This window comes from Bacillus sp. MSP13, from assembly GCF_000815295.1.
GTDB lineage: Bacteria > Bacillota > Bacilli > Bacillales > Bacillaceae > Bacillus > Bacillus vallismortis.
Map to the genome: position 1 here is coordinate 315,024 of NZ_JXAQ01000004.1, position 19,088 is coordinate 334,111.

Consider the following 19,088-nt stretch of genomic DNA (forward strand, 5'->3'; position numbering starts at 1 on the left):
ATTCCACACACCTTTTCAAAGTTAGAGATCTTTCACAAGATTTTCAATGCTAGATAATGCAGACAACGTTAATTCCTTATTGCTGAAATCGCTGAGCGTTTTTTCGCGTGTTTTTTTCTGCGAACAATGTTCAATGATCTCGATAAGATGCCTGTTTAAACGATCCATAAAACACTCAATTGCGTGTTTGCTGAACACTTGGGTGTATACCGCTCTTACATGAAGCCGTCCGTCCGTAATCAAAGCATTGATGTCCAGCTCATATTCTCGTTCTCGCTCACCTGCTATTTCATAACGAGGCTGGTAATATGATAATTGAAATGTTTCAGCTTCCTTCTCTTCGCTGAATTGGCCGAGATAATTAAAGCTGACCTCAGGATCTTTATGCCGCAGTTCTCCTATATGTGTTAACAATCCGTAGCCAGTTCCTTTGTTCGGCACTCTTCTCAGCATATCTTTTGTCGTCTTAATTCGGTAAGCGAGCTGATCTTCGAAAAGCTCGGGAATACTCATGTCTAGCAGAATAGGATAAATGGAAGTAAACCATCCAATTGTCCGTGAAATATCCATATGTGGCACATGCCCTTCTCTTCCGTGTCCCTCAGTGCTGATCACGATTTGGTCATGCCCTGTCCATTCAGAAAGCGTCAATCCTAACGCCGTAAGCAAAAGCTCGTTGGCATCAGTGCCATAGGCTTTCTGAGTTTCAAACAGCAACTTTTCAGTACAGTCCCCGGACAGTGAAAATGCTGCTGTATTGCTGTTCACTTGCAGTTTGCCCGGCACTTTTTCTATGCTAAGAAATGCAGTGTGAGCGCCCAAAATCGTTTGCCAATACGATTTTTCGGCAAGCAATTGTTTGCTTTCGGCTATTTGTTGAAGACCACTGGCGTAGGATAAATAAGAATCGGTTTTTGGCGGTAATTGGATCTCTTGATTTTCTAAAGCCTGCTGGTATGCTGCCGCTAAATCCTCAAGCAGAATTCTCCATGAAACGCCATCTATCACAAGATGGTGAAGCGCAATCAGAAGATGATCCCCTCCTGCCGTTTTAAACAAACCCGCTTGCAGCAGAGGCCCTTTTTGTACATTCATTTTGCTTTGAATGACGGTTTCCTCAGCGGTTAGTTTTTCAGTAAGATGCGTACTTTCCAGTGCCTCTTTTGTCCAGTCTGCGAGGTGAAGGCTGAACAGTTCATGGTCCTCATAATTTGTTCCGCGATTATACTGAACGACATGGCCGTTTTGGTCTTGTTGAAAAACCATGCGAATGGCATCATGATGCTCGGTTATTTTACGCAGTGCTAGACGAAGCACGTTAGCATTAAATCCTTTTTCACTGAAAAGCATGACGGACTGGTTGTAATGACATTGAAGAGCATGAGCCTGTCCGAAAAATCTTCGCTGAACCGGGGTGAGGTCAGCTTCACCTTCCGCAGGCCCCTGATCGGCTTGAGATGCCAATGGTGTGATATGTCCGCTTAGTTCCTGAATTGTTGGATAACGGAATAAGTTGCGTATTGTCATGCTCCAGCCTTCAGCTGCCAGCCGCGCTGCCACTTGTAATGCTTTAATTGAGTCTCCGCCAAGCTCAAAAAAGGAATCGTGAATGCCGACTCGTGACATGCTCAGTACATCTTCCCATATAGACGCCAGCGTTTTTTGTATGTCGTTAACTGGTGCGGTATATGGGCGCGACAACACATTACTTGGAGCCGGCAATGCATTTTTGTCCAGCTTTCCGTTTAAGGTCAGCGGCATGTTTTCTAAAGGAATCAGATGCGCAGGAACCATATACGCCGGCAGCTCCTTTGTTAAAGCAGCACGGAGAGCATTTGTATTGACATCTGAAGGCACAATATATGCTGCCAAACCAGCATGTCCATTCTTATCATGCTGAACGGTAACAGCAGCTTCTCTGACAAGCCCCGTTTGAAGAAGAACACTTTCAATTTCTTCTGTTTCAATTCTGTATCCATTTATTTTCACTTGATCATCCGTTCGGCCAAGAAGCCGGATCATTCCGTTTGAAAGCAAGCAGGCTCGATCACCGGTTCTGTACAGTCTTTCTCCTGAGACAAATGGATTTTCTGTAAATTTCATCTGTGTTAATTCAGGTTTATGATGATAGCCTTTCGCAACACCTGCCCCGCCGATGCACAGTTCGCCGGCAACGCCAATCGGCTGAATTTGATCCGTCTGGCTGAGTACGTACATGCGTACATTTGGCAGCGGGCTGCCGATTGGTACGTTATCTCCCGTCCAGTCTTCTCCCGTACTTGTTTCATAAAAGCTCGAATCAATCGTTGCCTCTGTGACACCATAGCTATTGAAGATGCGCACGCTTTGGCCAAAGCGCTCTGTTAATGTTTTGAAATCTTGAGCTTTCACCATGTCAGAACCAAGAATCAGTATGTCTAGGTCAGGAAGCTTGAGCTGGTTACGGTATACATACTCCATCACCGGAATAATGAGAGCAGGTGTGGACTCCATCATCGTGATTCTTTTAGAGCTCATGATTTTATATATTTCAGCAGGTTCCAGCCGTTTTTCCTCTGGGCAAACGATGAGAGTCCCGCCGTTGGTCAATGTTCTTGCCAAATCTCCTGAGAAGACATCGAATGAAAAGCTTGCGATTTGAAGCAGTCTGACAGGCTTCTGATCCAGTTCATAAATTTGACGCCACGCAAGAGCAGCATGAGTAAAGTTACGATAGGTGACAATAACACCTTTAGGCGCACCTGTAGTTCCTGACGTATAAATGATATATACTGCGTCTTCAAGAGCTGGTGATAAGGCAAGGTTACTGCTATTTTCTTCATATAAGGCTTCATCATCAAGACAGATGTGAGACATCTCAGGTTCAGGTGAGTTTGAAATCAAATGCTTCAATTCCTGTTGTAAAAGAAGAATATCTGCACCGCTATCACGAAGAATGTATTCAATACGAGTTTTTGGATAGTGTGAATCGATTGGGATATACACTCCGCCGGCTTTCATCACTGCCAGTACGCCAATAATTGCCTCGATGGAGCGCTTGGCTAAAACAGCCACTGTTGGCTTCGTCTCTGCTCTTTTTTGCAATGTCCGTGCCAGGCGATTGGCTCTTTCGTTTAGAAGCCGATAGCTAATTTGTGTTTTGTCATCAATAACAGCGATATGTTCAGGTGTTTCTTCAGCTCTTGCTTCAAACATGCGATGAAATGCAACATCTTTTTGAGAAAATTCTACTTGAGTTTTGTTGAATTCAGTAAGTATGTTTTGTTTTTCTTTTTCACTAAGTATGTTTATTTGTGAAAGTCTTGTTTCAGGATTAGAAACGGCCGCATGCAGAAATTCGATAAAATGAGATGCCCAGCGTTTCATCGTAGCTTTCAGAAATATTTCTGTACTGAATTCCAATTCGCAGCAAAGGGCACCATCTGTTTCCGTTGCTATTAACGTAATATCGAATAAAGAAATGTGTTGCGTGAAATGGGCATCCCGGACTTTTATCTCTTCCAGTTCTACGTCCTGCTTTTCCACATTTTGAAGGATAAACATCGCATCAAATACTGGATTCCGGCTCATATCTCGCGTCAATTTAAGCCTGTCGACAAGCTCTTCGAACGGATAATCCTGATGCTCATAGGCCTCCAATGCAGTGGCGCGCACTTCCTGCAAATACTGCACAAACGGCTTCCCGCCCTCCGGGCGTGCCCGCAGCGCCAGCGTGTTCACAAACATGCCGAGTATTGGCTCAAGATCCTTGTGCGGACGGCCGGCAATTGGCGAGCCGACGATGATTTCTTCCTGTCCGCTCAAGCGTGATAATAACGCTGTGTAAGCTGCCAGAAGCACCATGTACAGTGTGCTTCCATTCTCCCGTGCCAGCTTATGAAGGCCTGATGCAGTTTCTTGATCAAGCGTAAACGAGACCTTGTCCCCCGCAAAGCTCCGCACCGGCGGGCGGGTATGATCAGCCGGGAGATCCAGCACCGGCAGCTCGCCCTCGAGCTGCTTCAGCCAGTACGTCTCCTGCGTCTGGTACGCGTCTCCTTTTTTAAACCCTTCTTGCCATACGGCGTAGTCTTTGTATTGAATGGGAAGCGCCGGAAGGATCCGGTTGTTGTACAGCTCCCCGAATTCCCGAATCAAAATGTTGACAGAAACACCGTCTGATATGATGTGGTGCATATCAACCAGCAACAGGTGCCGTTCATCTGATACCTTTACGATTTGGGCGCGAAACAGCGGTGCTCGGCTGAGATCAAACGGTTTAATAAACGCGGCTGCGGCTTCCTGTTCAGTTTGTTCGCCGAGGACTGCTGTCTGTAATGCAAACGGCACTTCGTCATGGATGCGCTGAACCGGATCGCCGCCTTCGTCCTGTTCGAAGGATGTCCGAAGCGACTCGTGGCGCTTGATCAGCTCTTTGAAAGCCCTGTCCAGCCTTTCGGGGTCAAGCTTTCCTTCCAGCTCTAACACAGCCGGCATATTATAGCCTGTTCCTCCGTCCTCCAGCTGCTGAAGGACATAAATCCGCTTTTGGGCAGATGAAACCGGATAGGTCTCACGCTGTTCCGCCGGTTTCATCGCTTCATATGGACTGTCCGTTCCTTCACGGATAACGGAAGCCAGCCCTTCTACCGTCGGATGGGCAAACACATCTTTCAGCGGCACCTGTACATCGAATGCTTTGGCAATCCGGGACACAAGCGCCGTTGCTTTTAGAGAATGTCCTCCGCGATCAAAAAAGTTGTCGTGAATCCCGACAGGACCATTTTTCAGCACGTCCTCCCACAGCTGGGCAAGCTTCATCTCGGTCACATTTCTCGGCGCTGAGTAGGCCTTTTCATTTGCCGCTCCGCCAGGAGCTGGCAGGGCGTTTCGGTCCAGCTTTCCGCTCGGCGTAATCGGCCACTGTTCCATCTCTATCATATGGGCTGGGATCATGTAGCTCGGCAGCAGTCTCTCAAGCTGCGCCCTCACTTCGTTTCTCCGAAGCCCTTCTATATACGCGCATAATTCCGGCTCTCCGCTGTCTGTCCGTACGGTCACGGCTGCCTCCCTTATGCCTTCTATGCTTCTAAGCGCCGCTTCAATTTCTCCGGGCTCAATCCGGTAGCCGCGGATTTTCACTTGATCATCCAACCGGCCGAGGAATTCCATATTCCCGTCAGGGAGCCAGCGTACTACATCCCCTGTTTTATACATGCGTTCGCCCGGGTAAAACGGGTCTTCAAGAAAGCGCTCTTCCGTTAAGGCCGGCCGATTCAAATAGCCTCTGGCAACACCCGCGCCGGCAATGTACAGTTCGCCGGCGACACCGCAAGGCTGTACGGCTAAATGCGGATCTAACACATACAAACGCACACCGGGTACGGGCTTCCCGATCGGAATCCGCAAGCGGTCCCTGTCCCGTTCTGGGTCCAACACATAAAATGCCGCGTCTACCGTTGCTTCTGTCGGCCCGTATCCATGGGTCAGTGAGACTTGCGGCAATAAAGAAGCAAAACGGGCTGCCGTGCCTGGCGCAAGCGGTTCACCTCCGGCGAATACACGCTTCAGGCTTGTCCCGTCACTCAGCCTTTCGATCTCTGCTTGATCGAGAAAACTGTTCAGCATAGCCGGAATAAAATGAACCGTTGTCACTTTTTCCTGATGAATGGCTTTAACGATCAATGCCGGATCTTTCTCCCAGCCGGGCGGGAGCAGATAAGCCGAAGCGCCGGAAAGCGACCACCAAAACAGCTGCCAGACAGATGCATCAAAGGAAAAAGAGGTTTTCACCATGACAATGTCATCTTCCTGAAGCGGAAACTCGCGCTGCATGCCGGTCAGAAAGGAAATAGCTTGGCGGTGCTCAACGGTCACTCCTTTTGGCTGCCCGGTGGAGCCCGACGTATAGATGACATAAGCAAGAGAACCGCTGTCAGGAGCAAACAAAAGGTTTTCTGCTTTTTCGCCCGCAAGAGATGTCATGTCAACTTCAAGCGTTTCGCCAGAAAAGTTCGGCGCGGAGCATCCCGGTTGAGTCAGCAAGAGAGCTGCGCCGCTGTCTTTCAGCATGTAGCTCAGCCTCTCCTCTGGATATGAAGGGTCAAGCGGCAAATACGCCCCGCCTGCCTTCAAGACAGCAAGGACAGCAATCAGCATGTCAGGTGACCGCTCAGACAGGACACCGACGACGCTTTCCTTCGTGACGCCGCGTGCCGCGAGGCGCGCACCCAGCCGGCTGGCATACATGTCAAGCTCAGCGTACGTCAGCGAACCGCCGGAAAAGCGTATGGCTGGCCGTTCCGGTGTGAAAGCCGCCTGTCGTTCAAACAGCCCGTGAAGGCTTGGCGCAATAGGCAAAACAGCTTCCGTCTTGTTAAACCCATACAACAATTTTTGTTTTTCTTTTACATTAGTCATATCTAATTCTTTTATAAATTTGTACGGATGTTGAACGGCGTTTTCCAGTAACGTAAGCAGATGGAGCTGTATTCGTTTAATATCCTCAAGAGAAAACAAGATATTTTGATAGTCGAAATTTAATTGTATGGTTCCAGTGTCTATACGCTCCTGTATTTGAACAGAAAGCTCGTTCGCGGTGTATCCGCTGAAATAAAGCGCCGTTTCATAGTCAAAACCGTCTGCATTATGCCATTGGAGCGGCTGATACTGCATAGAAATACCGATAAGGTTGTGTAATTTTTTCTGGTCTTTTCGTAATTCATTCACCAGTAAATTATAAGGAAACCGTTGGTGACGCATAACGGAAAGCTGTTCCCTGCCTACTCTGCGGACAAAGGAAAGGAAGTCCGCGCCAGGGTCAACTGTTATTCTGATGGGGAGAGAACTGACAAACATGCCGAGCATTTCTTTTTCAGCCTTTGACCCTCTATTGCCATAGTAGGTGCCAATGGCAAGATCTTTTTTAGATGTGAGCCGGCTGATGCATATGTAAAATGAAGCCATGAATAAAGAAATGATATTGATCTTTTGTTCTTCGCAAAAGATTCGTATCGTTTGCCCTAGATGAGGTGAAAGTGTGATGGTATCTCTGGATGCGGATGTGCTCTGTTTTGGGAAGGACGTCTGGCCGGCTAACGAGTGATAATCCGGCGGCTGCTGAAAGGTTTGAGTCCAAAATAAACGGTCCTTTGCAAAACGTGAAGATTGTAGATACTGACTTTCTTTTTCGATGTAGCTCAAGTAAGAAGGTTCAGGCTGATCGGGTAAAGGATCTTGCTTTTTTATTTTTTGATAAAGATCTATCAATTGATTTCCCATTACGTTTAAGGAGATGCCGTCCATAATGATATGATGGAATTTTGCAAACAGCCAAACCTCATGAGAGTGGATTCTTAGGAGAGAAAATTGATAAAGGGGCGAGTTGAACAGTTGAAATGGAATGCTTGCTTGGTCTTGTATCCATTGCTCTATTTCTATCATTTCAACATTTGAAAAGTCTGTTATTTCAAGTGAAGTATATTGATATTGGGCAAGGTAGAGTCGCGGTTCAAGCTCCTCTCCTTCTAGCAGCTGAAACCTGATGGCGTCATTGCGGGAGATGGAATGATTCAACGCTTCTTCTAAAGCATCATGATCAATATTGCCTCTGAATTTCACACAGGCCGTGAGATTGCAAATGCCGGTGCCTGGCTCCAGCAGTTCGGTAAACCACACTCTCTTTTGGGCATGGGTTAAAGAATAAGTATGTTCGCTCAACGGATTCCCTCCAGTTCTCATATTAAGAGGATAAGAAAAAAGCAGAAAAATGACGATAAAAGAAATTATATGACTATATAATCCATATATGCACTATATTAACGGATATTTTTTAAAGTACAATAAAGAATATTAAATTTTTATAACATTTTCTTGAATATAGTATTATTTCTTTAGTTTTCGTTTCTTTTTTTATCATTTTTTTGAACTGGAAGTGATAAAAGTATCGTTTTTTGTCAGGCCTTACACACTACTTTTTCGCTTATGCAAATGCGCGGTTGCGTCAGGTCAAGGTGGCAGACATAAAAAACCTGTTTTCGGCTTGGAAAACAGGTCTGCTGCGATTATTGATTTGCCAAGATCACAGCGATTTGGTCCTCAATATCTTTTCCTTCCTCTTCATCAATCAATCCGTTTAGAAGAATAGAGAACACAAGGATTTTTCCGCTCTTGGTTTCTGCGTACCCGGATAAAGAGCTGACTGTGCTTAGCGATCCGGTTTTTGCCCTTATTTTCCCTTGTGCAGGGGTGTCTTTCATACGGTTCCTCAGCGTTCCGCCTATCATTCGGTCACGATTGCCCGCAACAGGCAGAGAATGTAGATAAGCTGAGAACCACTTTTCATCTTGAATGTCATATAACAGCTTTGAGATTTGATCTGAGGTTACAGCATTAATATGAGAGACGCCTGAACCGTCCCTTAAGACAAGTGATTGGGGATCAACATCGAATTCCGGAAGTGTATGGTTTAATACTTCCAGCCCCTTTTCCCAGCTCCCCTCTCCTTTTTTCACTTTCCCCATTTCCTTTATGAGCACTTCGGCATGTCCATTATTGCTTAATTTCATAAACGGAACAAATAGTTTTGACAAAGGCATTGAGTGATGGGAGATGAACACGTCTGAGGAGCTGGGTGCAGCGCCCCTCGTGACGTTGCCTTTTATAGTAATTCCTTGTTTTTGTAGTGCTTGCTTAAATAAATCCAAGGCATATCCAGACGGCTCCCAGACCGCGATCCACTCCTTTGTCTTGCTTGCATCAACCGGTACGCTTCCTTCAATTATGATCGTGTTTGTCCCATGCTCTCTTTCGATTGTGAGGTCTTTCTTTAAACCGGCCGCAGTCGTTTCAGCATTGTTCTTGACCGTTACATAATCCGTCTTTGGTGATACAGAAACGGAAGGTCGTTTCCCTTCTTTTTTCCCTGGGCTGACCTCTACAATCACAGTACCTGCATCATAGTCTTCATTTGGTGATACTGTTAAAGCGGATATTTGAGCACCGTAATACGTATATTCATCACTCCATGGTAAATCAGGTGATAATCGGATGTCATCATACCACGTATCATCAGCGATCAGATTGCCTTTCACCATGTTCACGCCGGACTGTTTCAATTTCTCAGCCATTTCTTCAAAATCAGAGAGTAAAAGCGTCTGATCTCCTTTTCCTTTCAAATAAAGGTTTCCATTCAGCTTTTTCCCTTTAAGGGCGCCGTCTGTCCGGATCTCGGTTATAAAGGAATAATCCTCTCCAAGGACGGAAAGTGCCGAGGCCGCAGTCAATAGCTTTAAAGAAGAGGCGGGTCTCATTCGAACGTCTCCTGAATGCTCATATAAAACAGCGCCTGTATCCGCAGAGCGAACGGTGATGCCGGCTATTGCGCCTTCGAGTGCAGGATGCTCAGCTAATATCTTATCGATCTGTCCGGCAAATGCAGCTTGTTTGTCAGCCGCTTGTGCAGCTTGGTGCATATAAGGTACCGAAGCAACGACAAATAGCAGCAAAACAGCAATATATAGCTTTATGCTTTTTTTCATTTATTTACCCGCCTCTCTGCGCCTCATCATTAGCTATTGATTCAGTTCGATGGTGATGCTGCTTTTGGCTGTCGTTTTTTCGCCCGGCTCCAGCACTTGTAAACCAGTGAGTGATGAAGGCAAATCAAGATTCACAGCGTTTGTCACCCATGTGTAAGGTTCAGGGCATAAATACCCCTGTTTTGCGTCCGCATTGTATACTACCCAATGTTTAAATTGTTCATCAGCCTGATAAATAATGCTTAGATTTGCATGCTGATAATAAATGATTGCCTCATTTTCTCCGCCCCTTTTCTGATAAGCAGATAAAAAGACATCATCCAGCTGCTTCTCGCGTAACTCCATCCCTTTATGCAGCGCTTCTCTATTCGGTACATCCATGAGTTTCCCGGTCGGCAGCAGGCGTTCATTCAATTCCCACTGCTGATCTGCTGTCAGGGAAAATAACGAGCTTTCTTCTGGAAACAAAAATGTAGTATGATAACCGATCCCCCATGGAAACGCTTCCTTTCCTTTGTTCATGACCGTTGCATGTTTAAATAAAGTATTCCCCTTTAGCTGATATGTCATCCGAACGACGGCATGATGAGGAAATTGTCTATATACATGGGGTAGTTCTGATAGATCAATTTCTGTTTCAACGAGCACTTCTTCGTCCGTTTGCTCCATGGTTACGACGTGCCACTTTTCTTGATAAAGAAACCCGTGAAGATGGTTGTGTTTATCCTTTTCATTGATATCAAAATGATACGTTCTACCCCGGAAACTGAATGTCCCGTCACTTACCCGGTTAGGCGGAAACAGGATCGGGATTCCATATAATGTTGGTGTGTCATGAAAACTTTCTGCTGTTTCGGGTTCACGCAAAAGCTGGATTTTTGTTGCTTTGTCCACAAGAGAAATGACATTGCTCCCCCACTCTGGAACGACAATCATTTCTATATGCTCGTTGCCTGCTTTGATGGCAGGCGTTCCTAAATGCGTAATCTTCTCGACGTAGTTTGACATGTGTACTCAACCTCTCCTTGATTCATTTCTTTATAAGAATTCAATGTCATGTGCCATATTTCCTCCATTTTATGTTTTTCCTATCAAATAAAAACACACCGTTCACATGTTAAACGGCATGTTTAATGAGTCTATTGGATGAGACGTGTAATTTGTTTCTTTTTCCACACGAATTGATAATACCCATAAATCAACAGCAAGCTGACGGCAAATGCAGCCGGATAGCCAACCCATACACCGAGTATTTCAAGCTTTGTGTAGTGGGAAAGTACGAACGCGACAGGCACCTCTACTCCCCAGATAGCGAAAATACTGATCACGGTCGGCCATAAAACCGTTCCGCTTGCGCGCATCGTCGCAGAAAAAATTTGGGCGTTTCCAAACAGCAAATAGCTCCACAATGTAATCATCAAGAGACGGTGCGCGATGTAAAGTGTGTCTTTCTCGGTTAAAAACAACGCCAAAATCTGATGTGAAAAAACATAGATCAAAATGATCAGCACGCCGCCAATGATATAATTCAGCCAAATCCCGACACGAATCACTTGCTTTAAGCGGTCAACCTCGTTTGCTCCGATGGATTGCGCAGCGAAAATAGATACTGCTATGCCGAGACTGACAGCAGGCATCTGCACATAGCTGGCTACCTGGTTGACTACCCCGTAAGCAGCTGTCGCATTAGAACCGTAATGGTTGACGAATGAAATAACCGCTATCTCTGATAGTGAAACGAGAATCATATTAATGCTTGAAGGAATCCCGAGACGCAGCAGGAGGACCAGCAATTCCTTATCCATTTTCAAATACCGCCGCACCGTTTTGTCGAATTGCAACGGATGGTTTCGTTTTCGCAAATACACCATTAACACGATAAATGTCACAATAGTAGAAACGACGGTGGCATATGCGGATCCATATATGCCCAGCTGCGGAAAACCGAACATGCCAAGGATTAAGAGGGGCAAAAGCGCTATGTTGATGACCGTGCTCACAATCAGCGTATAAAACGGTGTCTTAGAATCCCCTGTTCCGCGCAAAAATGTTGTATAAGCGAAATATAAAAACATAAACGGCATAGCGTAAAATAAAATACGTGCATAGCTGGCGCTGACATGAATAACATTTTCAGGCGTGCCCATTAAGCGAAGAATATCCATGGTAAAAATACTGCCGACGACAGCTAGCACAACCCCTAATAAAAACGTAAACGTGAGCGTTGTCCCGACAACAGCCTTTAACCGCTCCTCATTCTTCGCCCCGTAGGCTTGTCCGATCAGGATCGAACTTCCTGAACCGATCCCAATTGTAAATGAGATTAAAAGAAAAAATAACGGGAAAAAGGATGATACAGCCGCAACTGCATCAACACCAAGCCATCGGCCTACAGCCATCATTCCGACAAGCTGGCCGACTGATTGCAGCACATTGCTTAGCAAAAGCGGCACTAAAAAGAGTGACATTGACCGCCAGACAGTTGGGTTGCTTTTCTTTTCAGTTGCAAGTTGTTCTTGTGATGTTTCCATATCGAAAGCTCCTTCATTTCATTTCGTTTGTAGTCACGCCCCTATTTCTTTTGACAAAAACAGGATATCCAACATGATATTATTCATCACCTTACACATGAAACCCTTCCCGATTCTTCTCATTTTACACATCTTTTTAGCTTATGAAGAATAAACTGCCAAGTAACAGCCTGCTTCTTTGTGAGAAAAATAATTTATGCAAAAGTGTTGTAATCTATCCGTAATTATTGTAACATTTGTAACATAAGAGAAAGAGATTTTGAAGGAGTGAACCACAATGAAAAAATGTCTTTTATTTCTAACAACGATTGCACTTATTCTGACATTAAACACAAATGCATTTGCAAAAAACACTTCAGGCGATTTATCACAAAAACAAGCACTGCAGCTGGCATTATCAGCAAGAGAGCATTTTTGGAATACAATGAGCGGCCACAATCCAAAAGCGAAAAAAGCAGTTTGCCCATCAGGCACATTTGAGCATCAAAACCTTCAATATGTGTACATGTGCAGTGATCTAGGGACGAAAGCAAAAGCAGTGAATTACTTAACACCTATTTTCACAAAAACAGCAATCGAAAAAGGCTTTAAAGACTACCACTTCACTGTTTCAAAAGGAAAACTTGCGGTTCCGATCGGCGACGGAGATAACCTTTTAAATTGGAAAAAATCAACTGCTAAACGAATCTCTAAAAAAGGCGGCACAATCACTTACGAATTTACCGTTCCAACTTTAGATGGGTCACCTGCAGCGAAACGAAAAGTGACATATGTAAAAGAAAAAAATAAATGGAAGGTCAATCAATTTGACGCCGTTATATAATGAAAACGCCCGGTAAGCGGGCGTTTTTTGGTCTAAAGAAAGATGACAGACGAAAAGGCTCGTTGTCTATTTCTCCTATTCATTATGCAATTTATATACCATTTCCTCCTCTAACCTTTTGGGAATAATAATATATCAGATAAACAATCAGAAAGACGAAAGCTGCGGCAACATAGTATAACCGCATCGCCAAGAAAGGAGCAAAATTCGCTATGACCACCAATATAATGATGCTTATTCCATACAAGCTTATAAAGCGTAGTAAAGCTAAATGACTCTCCACTTATCTCCTCAAAAAATGGGCGCTTAACGCACTCTAAGGCTGCCGAGAAAACCTCGACAGCCTTAAAGAATCCCCTTATTCTTTTGAGATCTCGGATAGTTTTTAAAAGTGATTTTGTCTACACAGTATATTAACCTTTACGTCGTCTCCTTCTTCGGCTTTCCAGCTGTCCATTTAGATCATACATTCACACACGCAAATAAGTCTGGATGCAATTGAATGACTATCATTACGTTTAACGAGTGCCCTCCCTTAAAATGTTTCTTTCTTCTAACGCTTGTGTGCACCTGAAAACTTTTGTGGTATACAATTGTCAAAATAAAAAGCACCCCGAAGGATGCTTTTTGATAGACTTTATTTCGCTCTTACATCAAATTGCGTTACAAGTCGCATATTAATATTTGCAATACGCTTACCATTCTCATACTCATACCAATGTTCACATTCTTGTAATTCTTTTATAAGTGCCTTCTCAGATTCTGCATTTACTTTAGCTGTTCTTACATTTCCATTGTCAAACCAAAAGTCAACTACAATGTTCATAAACTTTCACCTCTTCTTTTATTATCAAACAAGAGATCTAGAAATGTAACAGTTTGCAAAATTTGTCGAACGATTCTCTATTCCTCATTAGGTTTATTCTAGTGCAAATAATGTGTAATAAGAAATCAATTCACATCGTTTTCTACCGTATTCTTGTTCAACTGAAAAACTCCTATAAACACCAAAAAACCCTTGTTTTACAAGGGTTTTAAAGCTTTATGAATCTGAACCCCTCTCATTTTAAAAACGCTCTAGGAGAGATTCGAACTCCCGACCTGCAGTTTAGGAAACTGCTGCACTATCCGCTGTGCTACTAGAGCTTTTGTATTTATATAGTAGCTCCGATAATGAATATTTTCAAGAGGTTTGTTTTAAAGCCCTCCAAAAACCTTATACGCCGCCCTTGTTGTATCTTCATCAATACCGATATATCGCATTGTAATCGAGGGTGATGAATGATTCATGATTCTCTGCAGCTCGGCGATATCTTTTGTCCGCTGGTAAAAATGATAGCCAAACGTTTTCCGTAACGTATGCGTCCCTATCTCCTCAAGTCCGCACGCTGCGGCGGCTTCTCTTAAAATCCTGTAGGCCTGAATGCGGGAAATCGGTTTCCTGGTCCGAACAGATTTAAAAAGATATTCGTTTTCTTTCATATCTTTCGTATACTCGTATATTTCCTGTTTCAACGACTCTAAGATCAGAATCTTTCTTTTCTTTTTCGTTTTGCTTTCAGTTGCCCATAAATGGTCTTTGTTTTTAACATCCTTCACTTGCAGCGGCAAAATATCAGAAATGCGGAGCGCGCTGTTGATGCCGAAAATAAACAAAAAGTAATCCCGTTTGTTTTTGTTTAGCAAATACTGTTTTACATCTTGGATTTTCTCTAAACTGCGAATCGGCTGTACAATATGCATCGAAAAACTCCTTACAAACCGTTATGTAACGTATTGAGGTCTATGTTACTATTATAGCTGAAAAACGTTGAATGTCAAAGTACAGCGGCTTTTATGTAACATAATATACATAGTGTTACATAAGCGGGCAAGAAACGTCCGAAACGCCCCCTTCCGATAAAACGGCATTTAAAACCTCATATAAAGCTTTTAACCTCTTAGATACCTATTGCTCTATGCATTATCTAAAAACCGCTTAAAACAAAATCTGAAGCTTCCATTTTTCTGGTGTATCTAAAAACATATGCAAAAAAAAGACACAATTTGAAATTGTGTCCTAATCTTCATCCTTTACATCAATATCTTCTGGGATCGGTTCATTTAATATTTCCTGGACGAGTGCTTTGTAATTCTCCAGCTGTTCGAGATGGGTTTTGAACTGCCCCTTATAAATCAAATATTGCTCACCATCATGAACGGCCCTGATTTTTCCTTCGAGCACCAAGCTTTTAATATAATCCTCTGAAAGATTTGCATAATCTGCTGTTTCTTTAATTGTTAAATACATATAGGTATCCTTTCTAATTCGTAACTGCTTCTAATATAGCACACGGCTTATGCCAATATAATCAATTTTGCACAGAAAAACAGGTTCATGTGCTATGTGGGGTATTTTTAGAAATAAACACGCTAAGGAAATTCAAATAAGAATAGAGCAGAATTTTTATTTAAAGAATATAATGAAAAAACTCACAAACAACGAGTCCACTTTCTAAAACAGAAAAATGATTGTCATTTTTAAGTGCTTTAGTTGTCTACGTTGCATGCTTTTGTCTTTGTTCCACTGTTCAATTGCCATAGGATAAGCAGAGTTCTTATCGACTGTTGTCATACGTTTTTCTGAAACGCGAAAAGGCCGCCGTGCGATGACAATCTGTGAGAATATGATCTTATTTGTACCCTCTGTTCCAAAACGATAATGTTTCATGTAGATGGTCTTGAGATACAAGGAATCGCCTTCAAGCCTTTGATGTAGTTGATTTTGGCTAAAGATGTTACTGCTGATCAGACACAATGTAACTCCTTCCCATTGTTTGTAAAGCCTCGTTCAAGTTCCAGCAGTTGCGTTTTCATTTCTATTCCGCCGCGATAGCCCGTCAGCGATCCATTTTTGCCGATCACACGATGGCACGGAACAGTAATGAGGATCGGATTTGTTCCAATGGCCCTCCCAATGGCCCGAACAGCAGTCGGTTTTTGAATTTGTTGAGCAATATCTGAGTAGGATCTAGTTTGACCGAACGGAATATCACATAGTGCCTTCCATACGGCTTCCTGAAAAGGTGTACCGCGATAAAAGATGGGAATGGTGAACCGATTGAGCTTGCCTTGAAAATAATGAACAAGCTCATCTGCAAAGGGTTGCAATTTTTCGTCATCTCGAATCAGGTCGTTTCCAGGCAAGTAATGATTTGCCCATTTCCCCAATTCTTCGAATGGCTGATTTGGCGATCCGACAAAACATAGACCATTATGTGTTGCGGCAATGTACATCTTCCAGTTTTCATAAGAAAATAAGGACCAATAGAGAGAACTGCTTTTTTTAGGTGCCATTTGAGTATGTCTCCTTTAGGTTTTGTTTTTGCTGTCTACGGTAAGCTTCCGGCGTTTCTCCGGTTTTCCTCTTAAACAGCGTGATAAAATATGGTGTATTGGAAAGCCCGACAGACTTACCAACTTCAGAAACTGGGTCATCAAAAGTGGCCAATAACATTTTTGCTTTTTTTATTCGAACATGCTGGATGTAGTCCACCGGGGTCATGCCTTTGATTTTTTTAAAGGTTCTATGCAAGTGATAAGGGGTTCCGTGACTCTGAAGCGCAAGGATTTCAAGCGTCAACTTTTCATCGCAGTGGCTATCCACATATTCAGTTATGAAAGCAATCCACTCCTCATCAGGCAATCTTTTCCCGGTTGGCTTGCACCGTTTGCAGGGGCGAAAATGTGCGGCTAGTGCTTGATCAGCATTTTCAAAAAAGCCAATGTTTTCTCTTTTGGGTACTCTTGATTTGCAAGAAGGGCGGCAAAAAATCCCTGTTGTTTTCACTGCATAAAAAAAATAGCCGTCATAAGAAGCATCATTATGGATAATAGCCTGCCATTGTTCATCAGAAACAGGAGAGGGCAAAATCAGTTTGTTAGACTGTTGTTGATTAGTTCGGTTCGTATTCACTTTCCGATTGTATGTCATTTTGAATCACCTCTAGCTTCAGTATAAACCCAGAAACCCTCAAAGCAACTTATTGAAAGTATTTTAGAATGTAACAGCAAGATAATGAAATGAAAATGAAGAGTTGTTATGTAATCATACATAGCCTGTTTCATATGATTGGAGAGGGTCAAAAATCTATAGCGCGTATGACGTTTGAATTCAACTGGTCACTAGAGCCATTTTTTTAAAGAGGAGTGGACAGTTTAGAGAGCGAGCCTTTTACAACTCTTACGTTCTTTCATAATAAAGAGCCCAATTTGCTTAGCGTGTTTTTTTTGAAATGCTGGCGGGGATGGCTCACCTCCATATAATCAATTTTGCACAGAAAAACGGTGGAATGTTCTTTATAATATATCATTTGTCACTTGTGAAACCACTGTAAGTTTTTTACGCTAAGATTGTAACATAACAGCTTCATATAGGAGGGAGAACATGAAAAGAACGTGGAACATTTGTTTAACAGCGCTGCTTAGTGTTCTGTTACTCGCTGGAAGTGTCCCTTTTCACGCGGAAGCTAAAAAGCCGCCCAAAAGCTACGATGATTACAAACAAGTAGATGTAGGGAAAGACGGCATGGTTGCCACCGCCCATCCTCTCGCTTCGGAAATTGGTGCTGATGTACTGAAAAAAGGAGGAAATGCCATCGACGCGGCGGTAGCCATCCAATTTGCACTCAATGTAACTGAGCCGATGATGTCAGGCATTGGCGGCGGCGGTTTTATGATGGTGTATGATGGAAAAACTAAGGATACAACGATCATTGACAGCCGCGAACGCGCTCCGGCAGGCGCAACACCCGGTATGTTTCTCGATGAAGACGGGAAAGCGATTCCTTTCTCTGAACGGGTGACTAAAGGTACTGCCATCGGTGTTCCAGGTACGCTGAAAGGGCTGGAAGAAGCTCTGGATAAATGGGGAACCCGTTCAATGAAAAAATTAATAACTCCTTCTATTAAACTCGCTGAAAAAGGCTTTCCGATTGATTCTGTGTTAGCAGATGCCATTTCTGATTATCAGGAAAAGCTGTCGCGGACTGCCGCAAAAGATGTATTTTTGCCGAATGGAGAGCCGCTTAAAGAAGGCGATACCCTGATTCAAAAGGATTTGGCTAAGACATTTAAGCTGATTCGCTCCAAAGGCATTGACGCTTTTTATGAAGGAAAATTCGCCAAAGCGCTTTCTGGCACTGTGCAGGAGTTCGGCGGATCAATGACAGAGAAAGATTTAGAAAATTACGACATTACAATCGATGAACCGATTTGGGGAGACTACCAAGGCTATCAAATTGCAACAACCCCTCCTCCAAGCTCTGGCGGCATTTTCTTATTGCAAATGCTGAAGATACTTGATGATTTCAACCTTTCACAATATGATGTCCGCTCATGGGAAAAATATCATCTGCTTGCTGAAACGATGCATTTGTCTTATGCCGACCGTGCGTCTTACGCAGGTGACCCTGAATTTGTAAACGTTCCACTTAAAGGCTTGCTTCACTCTGATTATATTAAAGAACGCCAGCAATTAATCAATCTAGATCAGGTCAATAAAAAACCGAAAGCCGGTGATCCTTGGAAATACCAAGAAGGATCCGCAAACTATAAGCAAGTCGAACAGCCGGAAGACAAAGTAGACGGCCAAACAACCCATTTTACAGTTGCAGACCGCTGGGGAAATGTTGTGTCCTATACGACGACAATTGAACAGCTGTTTGGCACGGGTATTATGGTCCCTGATTACGGCGTCATATTAAATAATGAACTAACGGATTTTGATGCGGTTCCAGGCGGAGCTAACGAAGTTCAGCCGAACAAACGGCCTTTAAGCAGCATGACCCCGACCATTTTATTTAAGGATGACAAACCCGTGCTTACCGTCGGATCTCCTGGCGGGGCCACCATCATTTCATCCGTCTTGCAAACCATCCTCTATCACATCGAATACGGCATGGAATTAAAAGCAGCTGTTGAAGAGCCGAGAATTTACACAAACAAGATGAGTTCCTATCGTTACGAAGACGGGGTTCCTGAAGATGTTCTCGGCAAACTAAACGGCATGGGCCACAAGTTTGGCACAAGCCCGGTAGATATCGGAAACGTACAAAGCATTTCGATCGACCATGAGAATGGCATCTTTAAAGGTGTAGCTGATTCAAGCAGAAACGGCGCAGCGATCGGCATTAATGTAAAACGGAAATAAAAAGGAAAAAACTGTACTCGGTTCAA

Annotated in this window: 11 protein-coding genes and 1 tRNA gene; 2 read left to right on the forward strand and 10 right to left on the reverse strand. The window is 43.6% G+C overall.

Annotated elements, in window-relative coordinates; translation table 11 throughout:
* Positions 1–21: 21 nt before the first annotated feature.
* The 4 genes from SC79_RS04875 to SC79_RS04890 form a co-directional block, all read right to left on the reverse strand.
* Positions 22–7,698, reverse strand: coding sequence for a non-ribosomal peptide synthetase (locus tag SC79_RS04875; RefSeq protein ID WP_039074103.1), 7,677 nt, complete (start codon positions 7,696–7,698; stop codon positions 22–24).
* Positions 7,699–8,042: 344 nt separating this feature from the next.
* Positions 8,043–9,518, reverse strand: a complete 1,476-nt coding sequence (gene dacB, locus SC79_RS04880; protein WP_039074104.1) for a D-alanyl-D-alanine carboxypeptidase/D-alanyl-D-alanine endopeptidase — start codon at positions 9,516–9,518, stop codon at positions 8,043–8,045.
* Between the two features lie 33 nt (positions 9,519–9,551).
* Positions 9,552–10,526: an aldose 1-epimerase gene (galM, locus tag SC79_RS04885; protein ID WP_039074105.1), complete on the reverse strand. Its 975-nt coding sequence runs from the start codon at positions 10,524–10,526 to the stop codon at positions 9,552–9,554.
* Positions 10,527–10,657: 131 nt separating this feature from the next.
* A complete protein-coding gene (locus tag SC79_RS04890; protein WP_039074106.1) occupies positions 10,658–12,049 on the reverse strand; it encodes an MATE family efflux transporter in 1,392 nt (463 codons plus the stop codon).
* Between the two features lie 277 nt (positions 12,050–12,326).
* Here SC79_RS04890 and iseA point away from each other — a divergent pair, with 277 nt between their 5' ends.
* Positions 12,327–12,872, forward strand: coding sequence for a DL-endopeptidase inhibitor IseA (gene iseA / locus SC79_RS04895; RefSeq protein ID WP_039074107.1), 546 nt, complete (start codon positions 12,327–12,329; stop codon positions 12,870–12,872).
* Positions 12,873–13,509: 637 nt separating this feature from the next.
* On the opposite strand, the gene SC79_RS04900 is transcribed toward iseA, so the two are convergent.
* From SC79_RS04900 to SC79_RS04930, 6 genes are all read right to left on the reverse strand, one after another.
* Complete coding sequence (locus tag SC79_RS04900) at positions 13,510–13,698, reverse strand: hypothetical protein (protein ID WP_010330622.1); 189 nt, start codon at positions 13,696–13,698, stop codon at positions 13,510–13,512.
* Positions 13,699–13,945: 247 nt separating this feature from the next.
* Positions 13,946–14,018, reverse strand: a tRNA-Arg gene (locus SC79_RS04905).
* Positions 14,019–14,069: 51 nt separating this feature from the next.
* Entirely contained in the window at positions 14,070–14,615 is a 546-nt protein-coding gene (locus SC79_RS04910) for a site-specific integrase (RefSeq protein WP_010330621.1), read from the reverse strand.
* A 316-nt stretch (positions 14,616–14,931) separates the two neighbouring features.
* Positions 14,932–15,162, reverse strand: coding sequence for an excisionase family DNA-binding protein (locus tag SC79_RS04915; protein ID WP_010330620.1), 231 nt, complete (start codon positions 15,160–15,162; stop codon positions 14,932–14,934).
* 497 nt (positions 15,163–15,659) lie between these two features.
* Positions 15,660–16,208 carry a methylated-DNA--[protein]-cysteine S-methyltransferase gene (locus SC79_RS04925; RefSeq protein WP_039074109.1) on the reverse strand — a complete coding sequence of 183 codons (549 nt, stop codon included), beginning with the start codon at positions 16,206–16,208 and terminating at the stop codon, positions 15,660–15,662.
* Complete coding sequence (locus tag SC79_RS04930) at positions 16,198–16,845, reverse strand: bifunctional transcriptional activator/DNA repair enzyme AdaA (protein WP_082022548.1); 648 nt, start codon at positions 16,843–16,845, stop codon at positions 16,198–16,200. Before SC79_RS04930 ends, SC79_RS04925 begins: the two co-directional genes overlap by 11 nt.
* A 453-nt stretch (positions 16,846–17,298) precedes the next feature.
* Between SC79_RS04930 and ggt the strand changes: the two genes are divergently transcribed.
* Entirely contained in the window at positions 17,299–19,062 is a 1,764-nt protein-coding gene (gene ggt, locus SC79_RS04935; RefSeq protein WP_039074110.1) for a gamma-glutamyltransferase, read from the forward strand.
* Positions 19,063–19,088: the final 26 nt, after the last annotated feature.